This window comes from Nocardia sp. FBN12 (assembly GCF_050320175.1).
Classification (GTDB): domain Bacteria; phylum Actinomycetota; class Actinomycetes; order Mycobacteriales; family Mycobacteriaceae; genus Nocardia.
This window is the reverse complement of record NZ_CP190048.1, coordinates 6014563-6033526: the sequence shown is the minus strand read 5'-3', so window position 1 is coordinate 6033526 and position 18964 is coordinate 6014563. Positions and strand designations below refer to the sequence as shown.

General features: G+C 66.6%; 15 protein-coding genes and 2 tRNA genes. 6 read left to right on the top strand and 11 right to left on the bottom strand.

Annotated features, from left to right (window positions below):
• Positions 1 to 541 precede the first annotated feature (541 nt).
• A complete protein-coding gene (locus tag ACQHI0_RS28480; protein ID WP_427904841.1) occupies positions 542 to 2131 on the top strand; it encodes a serine hydrolase in 1590 nt (529 codons plus the stop codon).
• Here ACQHI0_RS28480 and ACQHI0_RS28475 read toward each other — a convergent pair whose 3' ends face one another.
• The 11 genes from ACQHI0_RS28475 to dnaA all read right to left on the bottom strand — a co-directional run bounded on the left by ACQHI0_RS28475 (position 2132) and on the right by dnaA (position 15728).
• A complete protein-coding gene (locus ACQHI0_RS28475) occupies positions 2132 to 3040 on the bottom strand; it encodes an acyl-CoA dehydrogenase family protein (protein ID WP_427904840.1) in 909 nt (302 codons plus the stop codon).
• Positions 3041 to 3045: 5 nt separating this feature from the next.
• A tRNA-Ala gene (locus ACQHI0_RS28470) sits at positions 3046 to 3118 on the bottom strand.
• A 32-nt stretch (positions 3119 to 3150) separates the two neighbouring features.
• A complete protein-coding gene (locus ACQHI0_RS28465) occupies positions 3151 to 3258 on the bottom strand; it encodes a DLW-39 family protein (protein ID WP_211300361.1) in 108 nt (35 codons plus the stop codon).
• A gap of 29 nt (positions 3259 to 3287) precedes the next feature.
• A tRNA-Ile gene (locus ACQHI0_RS28460) sits at positions 3288 to 3361 on the bottom strand.
• A gap of 135 nt (positions 3362 to 3496) precedes the next feature.
• A complete protein-coding gene (locus ACQHI0_RS28455) occupies positions 3497 to 4471 on the bottom strand; it encodes a DUF3566 domain-containing protein (RefSeq protein ID WP_427904839.1) in 975 nt (324 codons plus the stop codon).
• 42 nt (positions 4472 to 4513) lie between these two features.
• Positions 4514 to 7021: a DNA gyrase subunit A gene (gene gyrA / locus ACQHI0_RS28450; RefSeq protein ID WP_427904838.1), complete on the bottom strand. Its 2508-nt coding sequence runs from the start codon at positions 7019 to 7021 to the stop codon at positions 4514 to 4516.
• Between the two features lie 58 nt (positions 7022 to 7079).
• Positions 7080 to 9110, bottom strand: a complete 2031-nt coding sequence (gene gyrB / locus ACQHI0_RS28445; RefSeq protein WP_427909331.1) for a DNA topoisomerase (ATP-hydrolyzing) subunit B — start codon at positions 9108 to 9110, stop codon at positions 7080 to 7082.
• A 453-nt stretch (positions 9111 to 9563) separates the two neighbouring features.
• Positions 9564 to 10100: a DUF721 family protein gene (locus ACQHI0_RS28440; RefSeq protein ID WP_427904837.1), complete on the bottom strand. Its 537-nt coding sequence runs from the start codon at positions 10098 to 10100 to the stop codon at positions 9564 to 9566.
• Positions 10101 to 10232: 132 nt separating this feature from the next.
• Entirely contained in the window at positions 10233 to 11435 is a 1203-nt protein-coding gene (gene recF / locus ACQHI0_RS28435) for a DNA replication/repair protein RecF (RefSeq protein WP_427904836.1), read from the bottom strand.
• A gap of 24 nt (positions 11436 to 11459) precedes the next feature.
• Positions 11460 to 12635 (bottom strand): DNA polymerase III subunit beta, encoded by a 1176-nt coding sequence (dnaN, locus tag ACQHI0_RS28430; protein ID WP_427904835.1) that lies wholly within the window; start codon positions 12633 to 12635, stop codon positions 11460 to 11462.
• Between the two features lie 786 nt (positions 12636 to 13421).
• A complete protein-coding gene (dnaA, locus tag ACQHI0_RS28425) occupies positions 13422 to 15728 on the bottom strand; it encodes a chromosomal replication initiator protein DnaA (RefSeq protein WP_427904834.1) in 2307 nt (768 codons plus the stop codon).
• 673 nt (positions 15729 to 16401) lie between these two features.
• On the opposite strand from dnaA, the gene rpmH reads away from it, so the two are divergent.
• From rpmH to ACQHI0_RS28400, 5 genes are read left to right on the top strand one after another with little or no spacing between them, the layout of a single operon-like run.
• Positions 16402 to 16545, top strand: a complete 144-nt coding sequence (gene rpmH / locus ACQHI0_RS28420) for a 50S ribosomal protein L34 (protein WP_082843828.1) — start codon at positions 16402 to 16404, stop codon at positions 16543 to 16545.
• Positions 16546 to 16567: 22 nt separating this feature from the next.
• Entirely contained in the window at positions 16568 to 16987 is a 420-nt protein-coding gene (gene rnpA / locus ACQHI0_RS28415) for a ribonuclease P protein component (RefSeq protein WP_427904833.1), read from the top strand.
• Entirely contained in the window at positions 16984 to 17283 is a 300-nt protein-coding gene (gene yidD, locus ACQHI0_RS28410) for a membrane protein insertion efficiency factor YidD (protein ID WP_266294807.1), read from the top strand. Before rnpA ends, yidD begins: the two co-directional genes overlap by 4 nt.
• A 4-nt stretch (positions 17284 to 17287) precedes the next feature.
• Entirely contained in the window at positions 17288 to 18367 is a 1080-nt protein-coding gene (gene yidC, locus ACQHI0_RS28405) for a membrane protein insertase YidC (protein WP_427904832.1), read from the top strand.
• A 25-nt stretch (positions 18368 to 18392) separates the two neighbouring features.
• A complete protein-coding gene (locus ACQHI0_RS28400; RefSeq protein ID WP_056822606.1) occupies positions 18393 to 18929 on the top strand; it encodes a protein jag in 537 nt (178 codons plus the stop codon).
• The last annotated feature ends 35 nt before the right edge of the window (positions 18930 to 18964 follow it).

Below are 18964 nucleotides of genomic sequence, written 5' to 3'. Positions count from 1 at the left end.
CATCCCCATTACGGCCGGGCCCCATCAGATGTACAGATTTGTTCGACATGCCGAGGCGTTGCGACACGCGGCGAATCGGACTGATTTTCTGTCTCCCGACACGAACAAGAGCACCTTTTCCCATGCCGGTCGCCACCCGCGAGACGAGAACATGTTCACCGGCGATTCGCCGTAAAACGTTGCGTACCAGCCAATTCCGTGCGTCGTCGAACAACTGACAAGCGCCGGAGGCGCGCAACCGGCCCGCATCACACCCCGGGCCACCTCCGACACCCCCGCCAACGGCCGAATAATCTCGCAAACTCGCCCGGTGCGCGTACACGAATTCCGCGCGTATCGCGTAGGATCGTTCAGGTCGGCCCCTCCCCCCCGGGCCGACCCTACGCGGGCCTCGGCTAACTCCCCCCCTTCGCCGAGGCCCGCTCCCCATTTTCCGGCAAGGTCGCAGCTCGGCAGATCGCCTGACGCGCACCGCTACGCCGAGCGTCACAGTCCGGCCACGGTCGGGCGATCACCCGGCAACCAGGGCTATCGTCGGCCCATGGTGCCTGGTCGCGGTGCGATCGCCGGGGTCGTCTTATCGTTGACGATCCTGGTCGGTTGTTCCGGTTCCACCGACGACCAGCACACCGCCACGACGACCACCGCCGAGGTCCCCCCGAATCAGGTCGCCGGTGTCGCCCTGCCCGCCGACGCGGTCGGCAAAGCCGTCGGACGGCTCGACGAACTGGCAGCCTCGCTGATGGAATCCAGCCGTATCCCCGGCATGGCTGTCGCGGTCGTACACGGTGGAAAAACCGTGTACGCCAAGGGTTTCGGTGTTCGCGAGGCGGGCGCGCCGGACAAGGTGGACGCCGACACCGTCTTCCAGCTGGCCTCGGTGTCGAAGTCGCTCGCCGCGACCGTCGTGGCCAACCAGGTCGGCGCTGACACGATCGAGTGGACGACCCCGGTCGTCGCGCATCTCCCCTCGTTCGCGCTGGCCGACCCCGACACCACCGCCCAGCTCACCGTGGGCGATCTGTTCGCGCACCGCAGCGGCCTGCCCGACCACGCGGGCGACCGGCTCGAAGACCTCGGCTACGACCAGGCCGCGATCTTCGACAAGCTGCGCCTCGAACCCCTCGACCCGTTCCGGATCACCTACCACTACACCAACTTCGGGCTCACGGCAGGCGCCGAATCGGTGGCCGCGGCGGCCGGAAAGGACTGGGCGCGACTCTCCGACGACGCCCTCTACGCACCGCTCGGCATGCGCGACACCAGCTCTCGCTTCGACGACTTCCGAGCGCACCCGAATCACGCTGTGGGACATGTGAACATCGACGGCGAATGGGTGGCCCGCTACGTGCGCGACCCCGACCCCCAGTCCCCCGCCGGCGGCGCGAGTTCGTCGGTGAACGACATGGCCCGCTGGCTGACGATGCTGCTCGGCGACGGCACAGCGGGCCCGACGACCATCGCCCCACCCGAGGCCCTGCTCCCCGCCGTCACCCCCCAGATCGTCTCGGCGCCGCCGAGCACTCCCGCCGCGCGAGCGGGCAGCTACGGGTACGGCTTCAACGTGTCGGTCTCCTCGGCGGGCCGCACCGCCAACAGCCACTCCGGCGCGTTCACCCTCGGCGCGGCCACCACCTTCCTGGTGATCCCGTCCGCCGACGTGGCCATCGTCGCGCTGACGAACGCGGCACCGCTCGGCATCCCGGAAACCCTGACCGCCGAGTTCGGCGATCTCGTGCAGTTCGGCGAGATCCGCGAGGACTGGCGCGGCCTGTACCGCGACGCGTTCGCCACCGTCAACGATCCGGAAGGCGACCTGTCGGGCCGGCCCGCCCCGGCGAATCCGGCTCCCGCGCAACCACTACCGGCCTACGAGGGCACCTACGACAGCGCCTATTGGGGACCTGCGACGATCGTCGCGACGGACACCGGCCTGCGGCTGACCATCGGGCCCGAGCAGCGGACCTATCAACTCCGGCACTGGGACGGCGACACCTTCGCCTTCGACCTGAGCGGAGAGAACGCCCCGCCCGGCAGCGTCTCGTCCGCGCGGTTCGCCGACGGCACGCTGACCATCGACTACTTCGACGAGAGCGGCCTCGGCACGTTCACCAGAACCGGATCACGGTGATCAGGCCACCGTGCGCCACGCCGTCGCCAACCGCGCGGCCCTGACCTTCCCCGCGACCCCGAGCAACGGCGCGTCCCGCTCCCAGCGCTCCCTGACCCCCGGATCCACCGGTGTCCACAGCGGGTCCAGCTCGGTACGCAGCGCCGTCAGCCGATCGAAGACGCCACCGAGCGCGATATGCACACCCGGCGAGCCAGGATCCTCGGCACCGACTCCACGGACCGCCGCAAACAGCGCCAGCAGCTGTTCTACGGGCTCCGCGGGCCACTGCGCTAGCCGGGCAACCCGAACGAGCTGACCCAGCACAGCGGCCACCACATGCAGGTCCTCGATCGTCCGGAACGGCTTCAGGAAATCGGTGTAGCCGTCACCGGGCAGCAGTTCACCCGGCGCGGCGTCGAAGGTCACGGTGGCGTGCGGGATCTCCGGCGCGAACGGCAGCGCGGGCAGCGGCGTCACCGCGGCGGACGCACCGGCGGGAACCAGCACTGCGCGCAGTATCGCCCTGCCATCGGGCTGGGTACCGGATCGGGCGATCACCAGGAAGCGATCGGCGAACGTCCCGAGGGTGGCGAAGGATTTGGTCCCGTCGACGACGCCGGCTTCGTTCACGACGGTGGCCATCGTCGACGGCCGCGCACCGGCACCCTCGGTCGCGCACATAGCGGCGAGTTCGGCGGGATCGAGCGAGGGCACCAGCGCGTGAAGCGCTTCCTGATAGCCACCGAGAAACGCGGGACCGGTTCCGGCACTGTCGAATCCGGCGATCGCGGCCCGGTCGAGCGAACTCGCGAAATCGCGTGATCGTGCGCGGTGGCGGGCCCAGTCCGCCGCGAAATCAGCCGAAACGGAGTCGGCGGGTGCGGCGGTGAGGAGAAAATCGAAGACCGAGGAATACATCGCATTCACAGATGTGGAGCCTAGGGGAATCGAACCCCTAACCCCTGCCTTGCAAAGGCAGTGCTCTGCCAATTGAGCTAAGGCCCCTTACTGGCCACTGACCAGTTGGCAACCCGAAGTCAGCGGGTGGTGACCTCGCGCCAGAGGTCTGCGTCGTCGCGCTTGCGGAATTTGCTGACACCGATGAGAACGGCGATCACAACACCGACCATGAGGACAATCTTCATGATTCCCACCCTACTGTGCTGTTCGGGAGTGGGCCTAGGAGGACTTGAACCTCCGACCTCTTCGTTATCAGCGAAGCGCTCTAACCGCCTGAGCTATAGGCCCGAACTCATTTCGATCCCCTGCTCGAGCAGTGAACCGCAACGAGAAACGAGGTTACCTTACCTGGCTACCGATAACCAAAACGGCCGGTCAGACCCTTTTTCGAAGGGCTGACCGGCCGTCGGGAAAAACGCACTTCTAGTCGGGATCGGCCAGGGTTATCTGGATGCCACCGACCAGATCGCAGCACTGGTTGTAGATGAACACGCCGACCGTGGCCAGCGCGGTGAACAGCACCACGTTGATCAGGCCGATCACGCCCGCGTAGCCGAACACCGTGCCCGCGTCGATCAGGCTCGACGAGCTGCCCTCCTGGTTCAGCATCTCGCCAAGCGAGTTGTCCAGGTTGTCCCAGACGCCCATGCCGGCCAGCACGATGTAGAGCAGGCCGACGGCCAGCATCCACACGAAGAACAGCGCCACGCTGATCACCAGCGTGATCTTCAGGGTCGACCATGGGTCGATCCGGCGGATCTGCACCGTCGCGCGTAGCGGCTCACCCGACGCGGCGGCCGCGATCGCCACCGGCGCCGCGGGCGAGACCGTGCCCGCCGCGGCGGCCGCCCGCGCGCTCGGCCCCATGTTGTGCTGGGGCTGCGGCGCCATCGGCAGCCCAGGAGGGGCCACCGGCGCCTCGGGTGCCGGGTGGCGCACGTCGGACAGATCGGGCATGTCCTTGACCAGTTCCGGACGCGCGATGGAGCGGGTTGGCCCGTCGATACCGACGGACTTCACCATCGCCGCTTCCTTGCGGGCCGCCTTGGCCGCCAGGTCCGCGGTGGTCCTGGCGTTGGACGCGCCGCTGCCCTTGAGCCCGCCCGAGGACTGGCCGCCGGACGAGGGCCGTCCCTGACTCGGCGATTCGCCGGGCCGATACAGGTTCGACTGCGGTTCACGCTGCGGCAGCTGCGCCCACCCGTCCTGGTAGGGCGAGGATTTACTGCCCTTACCGTCGTGCGAATCGGCACCGGCCGCACCGGATTCCGGCGCCGCGCCCTCGGCCGGACCGCCCTGGCGCGGGATCGGTCGCGGCGGGATCGGAGACGTGGCGATCCGCTCGGTGACGCCGTTGGTCTGGTTCCGATCGTCGTTCGACTGATTCGGTGTGGTCAATGGAATCCTCAGATCCGTTCGTTGCCGCCGCTATTTGGTGTATTACTCCGAAGCCACGTCGCCGAGGAGCTGATCGGGATCGGGCTCGTCGGCGTTGCGCGCGATCGCTAGCAAGGTATCGCCATCCGCGAGGTTCATCAATCGCACGCCCTTTGTCTGGCGTCCGGCCTTACGAACCTGCTTGGCTGCGGTGCGGATGACGCCACCACTGGAAGTGATCGCGTACAACTCGTCCTCGTCGTCGACGATGAGCGCACCCACCAGGCTGCCACGCTTCGGATCGTATTGGATTGTCAATACGCCTTTTCCGCCACGACCCTGCGCGGTGTACTCCTCGATCGCGGTCCGCTTCGCGTACCCGCCGGCCGTCGCGACCAGCAGATATGTCTCCAGACGCACCACGTTGAGCGAGAGCAGCTCGTCGTCGGTGTTGAAGCGCATGCCCTGCACGCCGGAGGTGGCGCGACCCATCGGACGCAGCGCCTCATCGGTCGCCGCGAAGCGGATCGACTGGCCGTGCGCCGAGACCAGGAGCAGGTCATCGTCGGACGAGCACAGCACCGCACCGACCAATTCGTCGTCGTCGCGCAGGTTCACCGCGACGATGCCGCCGGAGCGGTTGGAGTCGAAATCGGTGAGTTTCGACTTCTTCACCAAACCCGCGCGTGTCGCGAGCACCAGGTACGGCGCGTCCTCGTAGGTCTTGAGCTGGATGATCTGGGCGATCTTCTCGTCCGGCTGGAACGCGAGCAGGTTGGCCACGTGCTGACCACGCGCGGTCCGGTTGGCCTCGGGCAGTTCGTAGGCTTTGGCCCGGTAGACGCGGCCCTTGTTGGTGAAGAACAGCAGCCAGTCGTGGGTGGACGAGACGAAGAAGTGCTTGACGATGTCGTCCTGCTTGAGGCCCGCGCCCATCACGCCCTTGCCGCCGCGCTTCTGCGAGCGGTAGAGGTCGGTCTTGGTGCGCTTGGCGTAGCCGGTCTCGGTGATCGTGACCACCACGTCCTCGCGCGCGATCAGGTCCTCGTCGGCGACGTCACCGTCGGCGGCGATGATCCTGGTCCGGCGGTCGTCGCCGTACTTCTCGACGATCTCGGCCAGCTCGTCGCGCACGATCGCGCGCTGACGCTCGGGCTTTTCGAGAATGTCCTTGTAGTCGGCGATCTCGATCTCGATCTTGGCCAGATCGTCGATGATGCGCTGACGCTCCAGCGCCGACAGCCGACGCAGCTGCATGTCGAGGATGGCGGTCGACTGGATCTCGTCGATGTCGAGCAGCTGCATCAGGCCGGTGCGCGCGGTGTCGGTGTTCGCCGCGCCGCGGATCAACGCGATGACCTGGTCGAGCATGTCGAGGGCCTTGACCAGGCCGCGCAGGATGTGGGCCCGCTCCTCGGCCTTGCGCAGCAGGTAGCGGGTGCGCCGCACGATGACCTCGAGCTGGTGATTCACGTAGTAGCGAATCATCTGATCCAGCCGCAGCGTGCGCGGGACGCCGTCGACGATCGAGAGCATGTTCGCGCCGAAGCTGGTCTGCAGCTGGGTGTGCTTGTAGAGGTTGTTCAGCACCACCTTGGCGACCGCGTCACGCTTGACCGTGACCACGATGCGCATGCCGACACGGTCGGAGGACTCGTCGTGGATATCGGAGATACCCGCGATCTTCGCGTCCTTCACCTGCTCGGCGATGGAGTTGACGAAGTTGTCGGTGTTGACCTGGTACGGCAGTTCGGTGATGACGATCGTGGTGCGACCACGCGCGTCTTCCTCGATCTCCACCACACCGCGCATGCGGATCGAACCGCGACCAGTGGTGTAGGCGTCGTGAATGCCCTGACTGCCGACGATCAGGCCGTGCGTCGGGAAGTCGGGGCCCTTGACCCGTTCCATGCAGGCGGCGAGGGTGGATTCCTCGTCGGCCTCGTAGTTCTCCAGCGCCCAGTAGATGGCCTCGGCCAGCTCGTTGAGGTTGTGCGGCGGGATGTTGGTCGCCATGCCGACCGCGATGCCGTTGGAGCCGTTCATCAACAGCGCGGGCACGCGGGCGGGCAGCACGGTCGGCTCCTGCGAGCGACCGTCGTAGTTCGGGACGAAATCGACCGTCTCGGAGTCGATATCGCGCAGCATTTCCATGGCCAGCGGCGTCAGACGGCACTCGGTGTAGCGCATGGCGGCCGCGCCGTCGTTGCCGCGGGAACCGAAGTTGCCCTGGCCGTCGACCAGCGGATAGCGCAGCGACCACGGCTGGGCCATTCGCACGAGGGTGTCGTAGATCGACGAGTCGCCGTGCGGGTGGTAGTTACCCATGGTCTCGGCGACCGGGCGCGCGGACTTCACATAGCCGCGGTCCGGGCGGTAGCCGTTGTCGTACATCGCGTAGAGCACGCGACGGTGCACCGGCTTGAGGCCGTCGCGCACGTCGGGCAGCGCACGGCCCACGATCACGCTCATCGCGTAATCGATGTAGCTGTTCTGCATTTCGGTCTGGATGTCGACCGGTTCGGTCCGGTCGCCCGCACCGCCGGACGGTGGCAGCGTGGTCTCAGTCATCAAATCTCCTTCGAGGGGCCGATATGCGAGCGGGCGCGCCCGTCAGGCGCAGCGCCGCTTACACATCGAGGAAACGGACGTCCTTGGCATTGCGGGTGATGAAGCTGCGACGTGCTTCCACGTCCTCACCCATCAGCACGGAGAACAGCTCGTCGGCCGCGGCCGCGTCGTCCAGCGTCACCTGACGAAGCACCCGCACCGAGGGGTCCATCGTGGTCTCCCACAGCTCCTTGGCGTTCATCTCGCCCAGACCCTTGTAGCGCTGGATCCCGTCGTCCTTGTTGATCTTCTTGCCCGCGGCAAGCCCGGCCTCGACCAGCGCGTCGCGCTCACGGTCGGAGTAGGCGAACTCGGGATCGGAACGCATCCACTTGAGCTTGTACAGCGGCGGCTGGGCCAAGTACACGTGACCGTGCTCGACCAGTGGACGCATGAAGCGGAACAGCAGCGTGAGCAGCAGCGTCGCGATGTGCTGACCGTCCACGTCGGCGTCGGCCATCAGGATGATCTTGTTGTAGCGCAGCTTGGCGATATCGAACTCGTCGTGGATCCCGGTGCCGAACGCGGTGATGATCGACTGGACCTCGTTGTTCTTGAGGACACGGTCGATACGGGCCTTCTCGACGTTGATGATCTTTCCGCGCAGCGGCAGGATCGCCTGGTACATCGAGTCGCGGCCGGACTTGGCCGAACCACCGGCGGAGTCACCCTCGACGATGTAGATCTCGCACTTGTGCGGATCCTTGGACCGGCAGTCGGCCAGCTTGCCCGGCAGCCCGCCCAGGTCGGTCGCCGACTTGCGGCGGACCAGCTCGCGCGCCTTACGGGCGGCCATCCGGGCCTGCGCCGAGGACACCGCCTTCTGCACGATGGTCTTCGCGTCGGCCGGGTTGGCCTCGAACCAGTGCTGCAGGTGCTCGTTGCAGGCACGCTGCACGAACGACTTGACCTCGGTGTTGCCGAGCTTGGTCTTGGTCTGGCCCTCGAACTGCGGCTCGCCGACCTTGACGCTCACGATGGCGGCCAGGCCCTCGCGGATGTCGTCACCGGTGAGGTTGCCGTCCTTCTCCTTGAGGAGCTTCTTCTCCTTGGCGTACTTGTTGACCACCGTGGTGAGCGCCGCGCGGAAGCCCTCTTCGTGGGTGCCGCCCTCGTGGGTGTTGATCGTGTTGGCGAAGGTGTGGACCGACTCGGAGTAGCCCGAGTTCCACTGCATCGCGACCTCGAGCTCGTGGCCGGTGCCCTTGACCGTGTAGCCGACGACCGAGTTGTGGATGGCCGACTTGGTGCGGTTGATGTGGCGGACGAAGTCCACCAGGCCGCCCGGGTAGTGGTAGGTGCGGGTCTTCACCTTGTGCTCGACCGCTTCCGCGGCGACCACCTCGGCGTCCTTGGGCGCCTCGGCGACCTCACTCACCACGTCGTCGATGACCTCGCCCTCGGCGACCCGCTCGTCGGTGAACTTGATGGTCAGGCCCTTGTTCAGGAAGGCCATTTCCTGCAGGCGCCGCGCGACGGTCTCGAAGTTGTAGTTCGTGGTCTCGAAGATGTCGGGGTCGGCCCAGAACCGCACCGTGGTGCCGGTGGACTTGGTCGGCTCGCCCTGCACCAGCTTGCCGGGCTTGGCGTCTTTGTAGGTCTGGTGCCAGTGGTAGCCGTCGGTGTCGACCTCGACCTCGACCTTGGTCGAGAGGGCGTTCACCACCGAGATACCGACACCGTGCAGACCACCCGAGACCGCGTAGGAATCGGAGTCGAACTTGCCGCCGGCGTGCAGCTGGGTCATGACGACCTCGATCGTCGGCACGCCCTGAGCGTGCATTCCGACCGGGATGCCGCGACCGTCGTCGATCACCTCGACGCCGCCGTCGGCGAGCAGAGTCACCTCGACCTTGCTGGCGTGGCCCGCCATCGCCTCGTCGACCGAGTTGTCCACAACCTCCCAGATGAGGTGGTGCAGACCGCGTTCACCGGTGGAACCGATGTACATGCCAGGGCGCTTACGCACCGCCTCGAGGCCTTCGAGGACCGTGATGGAGGAGGCATCGTAGCCTGATTTGCCCGATGCGTTGGAGTCGTTGGCAGCCACTTCTCGGTAGCTCTCCTTACTTGCTGATCCCTGGCGCAGCGACCTGGGCAGCACGCGCACGACTCTGCGAAGAGCCATCAGATATCACGGACTGCACAGCACGCGCCGAAGGTTCGCCGCTGGTTACGTCACCATCCTACTGGTAAGCCCAACTTACAGTGCACCTACGACACCCCTGGCTTCCCCGTGAATGCAAGAAATCGTCCGACTGCGGGAGTTTTCCGGCCTTTCCGCCTCTCCGTGTCTCTATGGCCAGATTTAGGCGCGGGGAGATCTGCACTGGCGGCCAGACTGTCTCGGTGGCTTGGATGGCCCGGTCCCGGTGAGTTACCCATGTACTTGCGCGATCAGTCGTCGCCTTCGAAGTTATCCACAGGCCCTGTGTACATGTCCACAACTTCGGGGCTCGAGAGCGGCGTGGGCGCAACGGATCTCGCCCCGGTCACCGCGCGGCTACCCGTAGGTATCGCGCGGCCCACGGCCCTTGATGTGGCGATCGCCCTTGCGCCAGCTCGGCGCGGCGGGGCCGGTGATGCGCAGCGAGGTGACCACGCCCTGCCCGACCGCGGCATTGATCTTGGCCAGGATCTGGCTCTGCAACATCCGCAGCTGGGTGGCCCATGCGGTGGACTCGGCAGCGATCTTGAGCACACCGTTCTCCAGGGTCACCGGGGTGGCGTGGGAGGCGATGTCCTCGCCGACCACGCGGGGCCAGCTGCCGAACACCGTGCCCTCGGCTACCTTGCCTGACCAGCCACGACTCTTCGCCAGCGTGCCGCTGAGCGCGCCGAGCAGCTGGGGATCACGGGCATCGGGACCCGAGCCGGACCACCCGCTGCGGCGCCTGCCACCGGCCCGCAATTTGCGTACCGGCGAGGCCCTGCCCTGCCCGACGGACTTGCCACTCGCCTTGGCCGCGGCGCGTGCCTCTTCCAGCGCACGGCGGGCCAGATCGATGCCGCGCAGCTCCGGTGCGGGATCTTCGGGCACGGGTTTCCGCCTTCCGGTGTGGGGAGTGGCCGAGTGTGGGTGGAGTCTACGCCGGGGTGCCGACGGGGTCGTCGAGCACCGATCTGGCATATGTCCAGCATGTTGCGGGTTTTCCACAGGGGCTGGGGATAACTATCGCGAACTGTGCATATCTTCGGTGTTTTCGACGACATCGGTGACGATCTGTGAGGTTCGCCGGTCCGCCTCGCCGGTCGTGTGCACACGCAATGGTTCGGCGGCCAGTTCCGACGGCACATCCTCGGCCACCGCGGCTGTGATCAACACCTGTTCGGCGCCTGCGGCCACCTCCGCGAGCGCGGCGCGGCGGCGGCGGTCGAGTTCGGCGAACACGTCGTCGAGCAGCAGCACCGGTTCGGAGCCCTCGCCGCGCAACAACTCGAACGAGGCCAGCCGCAGCGCGAGGGCGAACGACCAGGACTCCCCGTGACTGGCGAAGCCCTTCGCGGGCGCGCTGCCGAGCAGCAATTCCAGATCGTCGCGATGCGGGCCGACCAGACAGACCCCGCGATCGAGCTCCCGGTTCCTGGCGGCGGCCAGCTCGCGCAGCATGATCTCGTGCAGCAGTTGTGGATCACCTGGTTCGGGAGCCCTGGCCGGATCGAGTAGTTCCGGTGGCAGGTACCCCGAGCGGTAAGTGATTGCCGCGGGACGTGATTCGGGCGCGATCGACCGATATGCCTGGGACAGATGGGGATACAGGTCGTGGACCAGGCGTAACCGTTCGGCGAGCAGCACCGCCGCGTGGTCGGCGAGATGGCCGTCCCACACGTCGAGGGTGCCCAGATCGGCACGCGAACGCGATTGGCGCCCAGCGGTTTTCAACAGGGCAGAACGTTGCCGCAGTACCTTGTCGTAGTCCGCGCGCACCCCGGCGAGCCTGGGCAACCGAGCTGTGGACAACTCGTCGAGGAACCGCCGCCGCTCCCCCGGATCGCCACGCACCAGCGCCAGATCCTCCGGCGCGAACAGCACGGTCTGCAGAATCCCCAGGATTTCGCGGGAACGGCGCACCGGCGAGCGATTGATCTGCGCGCGATTGGCGGCACCCGCCTTGAGCTCCACATCCACCCGCAGTTCCCGGCCGGTGTTCACCACCGTGGCGCCGATCCTGGCCTGGGTGGCACCCAGCCGGATCAGCGGCGCGTCGGCGGAGACCCGATGTGAGCCGAGCGTCGCGAGATAGCCGACCGCCTCGAGCAGATTGGTCTTGCCGTTGCCGTTCGCCCCCAACAGCACCGTGCGCCCTGGGGACAACTCGAGGTCGGCGTGTTCCCACGAACGGAAATCACGGACCGACAGCTCACGGATGAACATGTAGGCCTAGCCGCCCCTGCCAGCTCAGCCGGGCAGCCGGACCGGCATCAACAGGTAGATGTACTGGCTCTCCAAGGCCGCGAACGCGCCGGACTCGAGCACCTTCGGCTCCTCGTCGGAGGCGGGCAGCAGCACCGCGGGGCGGCTGGGGGTGGTGAACCCGAAGGTGACCCGGTCGGTGTGCAGCGCGGCCAGCCCCTCGGTCAGGTAGCCGGGGTTGAACGCGATGGTGAGGGGTTCGCCGCGGAAATCGGCTTCCAGCCATTCCTCGGCCCGGCCCGCGTCGTCCCCACCCGCCGACAGCAGCACGCCGTCTGTGGAGAACTCGAGCCGCACCTGGGCACCGCGCTCGGCCACCAGGGCGACGCGCTTGATCGCCTCCGAGAGCACCGCGACGGGCAGGGTGGCGATCGAAGTGTGTTCCTTGGGGAGCAACTGGCGGAACTTGGGGAATTCCGCGTCGAGCAAGCGGGTGGTGGTGCGCCGACCACCGTTGACGATGCCGAGCAGGCCGTCGGCGCCGCCACCGCTGCCCAGCGACAGCTGCACGGGCGCCTCGGCGGCACCGAGGGTCTTGGCGGCCTCGGACAGCGTGCGCGCGGGGATCAGCACCGCGGTCTCGATGTCGGAGCGGGTCGGGTTCCACTGCAGGTGGCGCACGGCGAGGCGGAAGCGGTCGGTGGCGGCCAGCACCACGTCGTTGCCCTCGATCTCGACGCGGATGCCGGTGAGCATCGGCAGGGTGTCGTCACGGCCGGCGGCGACGGCGACCTGGCCGACCGCCTCGGCGAACACGTCGACGGTGACCTCACCGGTTTGCTGCGGCACCTCGGGCAGCTGGGGATAGTCCTCGACCGGCATGGTCGGCAGGGAGAACTTCGCGCTGCCACAGGCGATGAGCACGCGGGTGCCGTCGACGGAGACGTCGACCGGCTTGTTCGACAGCGACTTGGTGATGTCGGCGAGCAGGCGGCCTGAGACCAGCACCTGGCCGGGACCGGCGACCTCGGCCGCGACGCGCATCTGCGCGGAGACCTCGTAGTCGAACCCGGAGACCGTCAGGCCGTTCTCGTCGGCCACCAGCAGCACACCGCCGAGAACAGGCACCGGAGGCCGGGACGGGAGACTGCGCGCCACCCAGGCCACCGATTCGGCGAAGTCCTCTCGGGCGACCCGAAACTTCATGCTCGCAAGCTCCATCGCCCGATTTGTCCTCTCCGAGTTTCGAATCCGTGTGCGGGGGTGTGTCAGCGGAGTTGAACTGCTGTGTCGGCCGCGCACTGAGTCTCGCACAACCAACCGACAAGCAAACGGTACCCGTGCGATGCGCGAACTCCGCATCGACCCTCCCGGTCGTTTCCGCCTTGTCGATCCACCCCGCTTCTCCTTGCCTGCCTGTGAGTGAACGACCGCCTGACTCGAGCCTCCCCAACCGAGTTTCCACACACCCTGTTTTAAAAGAGTTCTCTCTAGAAGGAGAACTGAAGTAGTAGTAGGCACTGTGGAATCTGTGGATTTCGGCCGAATCCGCAGGTCAGACCGCTTGGTGGGATGGGGATGGACTTGGGGTGACTCGAGGATGAATCGGCGGTGGCTGTGGAGGCGCGAAGTTGTCCCCATTCCATCCTCGAGTTGTCCTCGAGTTGTTCCACCGGATTCACCCAGTTGTTCACACGTCGGGGCAGCCTGGTGGTAACGGTGGGGATTCCTCGAGGACTCCACAGGGACTCCTCGAGGAATCCACAGGCCCGATTCGGCGCTGTCGCAGGTCACCGCTAGTGCACAGGTGTTAGCGGAGCGTCCTGTGGATGATGTGGACAACTGCCTGTGCACGAACGCTGCACAGGCTCGCCCAACACCCTGTGCACCGACCGGTGCACAAAGGTGTGGATTCCTCGAGGAGTCCACAGGAATTCCTCGAGGAATCCACAGGGCAAAAAAGAACACCGCCCCAGGTCAGGGCGGTGTTCCGGGTTGGGGATGAAATCAGCGGGAGCGCTGTTTGATTCGGGCTGTGAGTTCTTGGACCTGGTCGTAGACGCGACGGCGCTCGGTCATCTCCTTGCGCACCTTTTTCTCCGCGTACATCACCGTGGTGTGGTCGCGACCGAACGCCTGGCCGATCTTGGGCAGCGACAGATCGGTGAGCTCACGGCACAGGTACATGGCGATCTGGCGGGCCTGCGCCAGCGGACGGGCCTTGCCGGGCCCGGTCAGCTCCTCGAGCGTGGTGTTGAAGTACTCGGCGGTGACGGCCATGATCGTCGCCGCGTTGATCTCCAGCGCCGCCGTATCGGGCATCAGGTCGCGCAGCACCACCTCGGCCAGCGAGAGGTCGAGCGGCTGACCGTTGAGCGAGGCGAACGCCGTCACCCGGATCAGCGCGCCCTCCAGCTCGCGGATATTGCGCTCCACCCGGCTCGCGATCAGCTCGAGCACATCGTGGGGCACATCGAGCCGGTCCATCCGCGCCTTCTTCCGCAGGATCGCGATGCGCGTCTCCAGCTCAGGCGGCTGTACATCGGTGATCAGGCCCCACTCGAAGCGGGTCCGCAGCCGTTCCTCCAGGGTGGCCAGCTGCTTGGGCGGGCGATCCGAGGACACCACGATCTGCTTGTTCGCGTTGTGCAGGGTGTTGAAGGTGTGGAAGAACTCCTCCTGGATGCCTTCCTTGCCCTCGATGAACTGGATGTCGTCCACCAGCAGGATGTCGGTCTCGCGGTAGCGGCGCTTGAACGCGACCTTGCGGTCGTCGCGCAGGCTGTTGATGAAGTCGTTGGTGAATTCCTCGGTGGAGACGTACTTCACCCGCATGCCGGGGAACAGGCGCTGTGCGTAGTGGCCCGCCGCGTGCAGCAGGTGGGTTTTGCCCAATCCTGAAGCGCCCCAGACGAACAGTGGGTTGTACGCCCGCGCAGGTGCCTCCGCGATGGCCACCGCGGCGGCATGCGCGAACCGGTTGGACGCGCCGATGACGAAGGTCTCGAACGTGTACTTGGCATTGAGACTGGCCGACGAGGAGGACTGCGGCGGCGCCTCGGGCGACTTGTTGAAATAGGTCGGCCAGTTGTTGCGATTGCTGACCACCGGCTCGTCGTCGACCGGCTGGGCACCGGGCTGGCCGGGGAACGGCGTGTCCTGACCCTCGGCGCTCGGCTCCTCGGCCCGCGCCGCGGCGGGCTCCTCGGCCGGCCTGCCACGGTTCGGCGCACGCTGCGGCGCCGGGTCCGGCGTGAACAGCGACTCCTGCCCGGAGTGGTCGCGGCGCGGTGAAGCTGCCTGCTCACGGCGGGCGGGCGGTGCGGTCTCGGGGACCCGCTGGTCCGGGCGACCGCCACGGAACTCACCGCGGCCGCCGAACTCGCCGCCTGCGTAGTCGGCCACCGGGTAAGCCGCGGTCGGCTCGAAATCGGTACCGGGGAAATCGTTGCGCTCGCCCTGGTACTCCGACGGTGCCTGTTTGTATTCGGTCTGCTGGCCGTATTCCGCGGGCTGGCCGTACTCGGAGGGTGCCTGCTGGTACTCCGGCTGCTGACCGTATTCCGACGGCGCCTGCTGATACTCCGGCTGCTGGCTGTACTCGGCGGGGGCTTGCTTGTACTCGGCGGGCTGGCCGTACTCGGCAGGCGCCTGCTTGTATTCGCCGGACTGGCTGAACTCCGACGGGTTCTGTTGGTACTCCGGTTCGGCCTGGTAGTCGCGGTGCCCGGCGTAGTCGTTGCGCTCGCCGTACTCGCCGCCCTGCACGGGGTACTCACGGCCGCCGTAGCTGTTCGGGTACTCGCCGTTGGCCGGATAGTCGTTGCCGTACTCCCCGCCCTGGCCCGGATACTCGCCTGCGCCGTAACGCGGCCTGCCGTACTCACCGCGCGCGGCATAATCGGGAACGCTGAAATCGGGCCCGGGATAACCGGCGGGCGGGCGCACCTGCTCGCGCGGACGCTCCGGCCTGCTCGTCATCCTGGCGTGCCGAGGCGAACTACCGGCCCGCTCCCCCGCGGCCGGGCTCGGCGCGGCGATGCGCACTCCGAGTCCTTCCACCTGGGGACCCAGGCGGCGGCCGAGCGATCGCAGGATCGGCTCGCGCAGATCACGCTCGATCGCCTCCTGTGCCAGCGAGGACGGAACCGACAGCAACGCGAAACCCTGCGCGACGGTAAGCGGCTTCACCAGCTTCAACCAGGCCTGCTGTGCGCGACTCACCGCGGGGATGGCGCCGTCGGCAGAGCCGGTGGTGAGCTCGGCAACCACCTCTGGCCACACCGTGGCCAGTACGTTCTGCTCGTCGTCCATACAGCGTCCTCCCCGGACCGGTTAGTTGGGGCCCACGGCCCGGCGCACGCCGGAAACCACCCGCGAACAGGTGTTATCCAGTGATCCTGCGTACAACCGAAGCTGGTTCGAACGCTCGAGGTCCGGCGATTCCGGACTGCGGCGCGGGCACCGACGGCCCTACGAATATGCCACTGCGGCCGTCTGTCCACATAATTATCCACAGATGTGGACAAACCTGGGGATAAAGGAATTCTGCCAGCGTGTGGCAGTGAATGGGGCTGGACCAGCGGTTCTTCAGCAATCCCCCGGCTACAGAGGCTAGCTGGCCGCGCCACGCAACGCCAGGGGTGTGGAAGAACTCACGAAAAGTGCCTGCATGCGTCACTGCGGCCCGGGCGTGTCGTGCCTGGTCGGGCTCGATGCGCCACGCGAACGGCGCCGCGTCCACGGCCGATTCGGGGGTCCGGTAACCTGGAGCTCGTGCCGGTGACAGGTACGTGGGGGCCGAGTTTGACCCGTCCCTTCGGGGTAAGTACCCTCGTACAGTCACCCCTTGGCGCGGTTGGCGGCTGTCTGCTGCACACCGATCGCCAAGGCAATCTGTGCGTAGACCGCGGTCCGCAGCGCAGACAAATCATTTGTACAGACTTCGGGCGCCGAATGGTGCCCACTTACTACAGGAGTGTTGACCGTGGCCAAGGGCAAGCGGACGTTCCAGCCGAACAACCGTCGTCGGGCGCGCGTCCACGGCTTCCGTCTCCGGATGCGTACCCGTGCGGGTCGCGCCATCGTTGCGGCGCGTCGCCGCAAGGGCCGTACCGAACTGACTGCCTGATCGCGCGTAGTCGGACGCTCGGGTGTTGCCTGAGCCGTATCGGTTGCACCACCGTGCCGAATTCTCCCGCACGGTGCGCCGCGGTCAGCGAATCGGGAGGCGAGATCTCGTCGTACACGCGCTCACGCACGGGTACGACGATGTCGCCGACGGCGATTCCCTGGTCCGCGTAGGCGGTCCGCGGTTCGGACTGATTGTCAGCAAGGCGGTGGGTAACGCGGTGGTTCGCCACCGGGTGGCCCGCCGCCTGCGTCATATGTGCGCCCAGGTGGTCGACGAATTGCCTGTCGGTACCGATGTCGTGATCCGGGCGCTGCCCGGCGCCGCCACCGCTGATTCCGCCGAGTTGCTGCGCCAGCTGCGCACCGGCCTGCGCAAGCTCGGCTTGCGCGGGGAACCGGAGCTCGCGCTCGGTCGCACCCCGGCCGGTGAACGGCGATGAGGACGCTCACCCGCTTACCCGCTAAAGCCCTGATCGCGCTGATCGAGCTCTACCGGACCTACGTCTCCCCCACCCGGATGCCGATCTGCCGGTTCACCCCCACCTGCAGTGAGTACGCGGTGACTGCCTTGCGTACCCGCGGGCTGGTCGTCGGATCGGCACTGACGGTCGTGCGGCTCGCGAAATGCGCGCCCTGGCACCCTGGAGGGTGGGATCCCGTGCCTGAGCGCGGGTCGAAAGCCTGCACAAAGTCATCGCCCGCGCTGATCGGCGATACGAACGACGGGAGTACCTAGAGCCGTGCTCGACATCATCTATTGGCCGGTATCCGCAATTCTGTGGTTCTGGCACAAAGCCTTCGGCTTTGTGTTCGGAGCAGACAGCGGGCTCACGTGGAGCCTCGCCGTGGTGTTCCTGGTCTTCACGCTGCGGCTTGTGCTGTACAAGCCGTTCGTGAAGCAGGTGCGCACCACCAAGCAGATGCAGGAGCTGCAGCCCCAGATCAAGGAGCTGCAGAAGAAGTACAAGAACGACCGCGAGACCATGGCGAAGGAGATGCAGAAGCTCCAGAAGGAGCACGGCTTCAACCCGCTCATGGGTTGCCTGCCGGTCCTTGTGCAGGTGCCGGTCTTCCTCGGTCTGTTCCATGTGCTGCGTTCGTTCAACCGCACCGGCCACGGCTGGGGTCAGTTGGGTATGAGCGCGTACGACAACGCGCACACCCCGAACTACATCTTCAGCGCGACCGATGTCCAGTCGTTCCTGAGCGCCCGCATCTTCGGTGCGCCGATCGCGTCCTTCATCACCGCGCCCGCCAGCGAGATGCAGGCGTTCGCCGATTGGGGCGGCACGCCGACCAAGCTGAACATCGCGATGGTGGCGGTTCCGCTGATGATCATCGCCGGTCTGGCGACCCACTTCAACGCCCGCGCCTCGGTCCAGCGGCAGACACCCGAAGCCGCGGCCAACCCGCAGGCCGCCATCATGAACAAGCTGTCGCTGTGGGTCTTCCCGCTCGGCGTGATGGTCGGTGGCCCCTTCCTGATGATCGGCATCCTGCTCTACTGGGTGGCCAACAACATCTGGACCTACGGACAGCAGCACCTGGTGTTCGGCCGGATGGAAAAGGAAGACGAAGAGCGCAAGCAGAAGAAGCTCGAGCTGCGGGCGCAGAACGCGCCTAAGCCCGGTGTCAAACCCGTCGACGTCCGCAAGAAACAGGATGCCCCGGCCGATGACGAGTCCTCGGCGAACGGCACCGCGGCGACCAACGGCACCACCCCCAAACAGTCGGCCAAGCAGGGCGGCGGCAAGCGTAGGCCCGGCGGGCAGCAGCGGCCGGGTAACCGTGGCCGTGCGAACCAGAAGCGTAAGCGCTGAGACGCGATCGGATAGAGGGAATCCAATGACTGTTGAGACCGAGACCGACGGAGGGGACGCCACTGTGGCGACGACTGCTGTTGACGTCGTGAACGACGCCGAAGAAGCGTTGATCGAAGAGGGCGAGATCGCGGGCGACTACCTCGAGCAGCTACTCGACGTGCTCGACTTCGATGGCGATATCGACCTCGATGTCGAGGGCGACCGCGCCATCGTGAGCATCGATGGCGGCCGCGATCTGACCAAGCTCGTCGGGCGCAACGGTGAAGTGCTCGACGCGCTGCAGGAGCTCACCCGGTTGGCCGTGCAGCAGGCGACCGGCGTGCGTAGCCGGCTGATGCTCGATGTGGCCGGTTGGCGTGCACAGCGCCGGACCGATCTGAGCGAGATCGGTGTCGCCGCCGCGAAGCGGGTGCTGGAGTCGGGCGCGCCCGAGGCGCTGTCGGCGATGACTCCGTTCGAGCGGAAGATCGTGCACGACGCGGTCGCCGATATCGAGGGTGTGGCGAGCGAGAGCGAAGGCGTCGAGCCGAATCGTCACGTGGTGGTAGTGCCCGAGTAGGCTGACTTCCGCCGTAACCACGAACATGTGATTAG

Coding starts and splice junctions, on each gene's coding strand:
- ACQHI0_RS28480 (WP_427904841.1), top strand. CDS start 542: ATGGTGCCTGGTCGCGGTGCGATCGCCGGGGTCGTCTTATCGTTGACG.
- ACQHI0_RS28465 (WP_211300361.1), bottom strand. CDS start 3,258: ATGAAGATTGTCCTCATGGTCGGTGTTGTGATCGCCGTTCTCATCGGT.
- gyrA (WP_427904838.1), bottom strand. CDS start 7,021: ATGACTGAGACCACGCTGCCACCGTCCGGCGGTGCGGGCGACCGGACC.
- recF (WP_427904836.1), bottom strand. CDS start 11,435: ATGTTCATCCGTGAGCTGTCGGTCCGTGATTTCCGTTCGTGGGAACAC.
- dnaN (WP_427904835.1), bottom strand. CDS start 12,635: ATGGAGCTTGCGAGCATGAAGTTTCGGGTCGCCCGAGAGGACTTCGCC.
- dnaA (WP_427904834.1), bottom strand. CDS start 15,728: ATGGACGACGAGCAGAACGTACTGGCCACGGTGTGGCCAGAGGTGGTT.
- yidD (WP_266294807.1), top strand. CDS start 16,984: ATGAGGACGCTCACCCGCTTACCCGCTAAAGCCCTGATCGCGCTGATC.
- ACQHI0_RS28400 (WP_056822606.1), top strand. CDS start 18,393: ATGACTGTTGAGACCGAGACCGACGGAGGGGACGCCACTGTGGCGACG.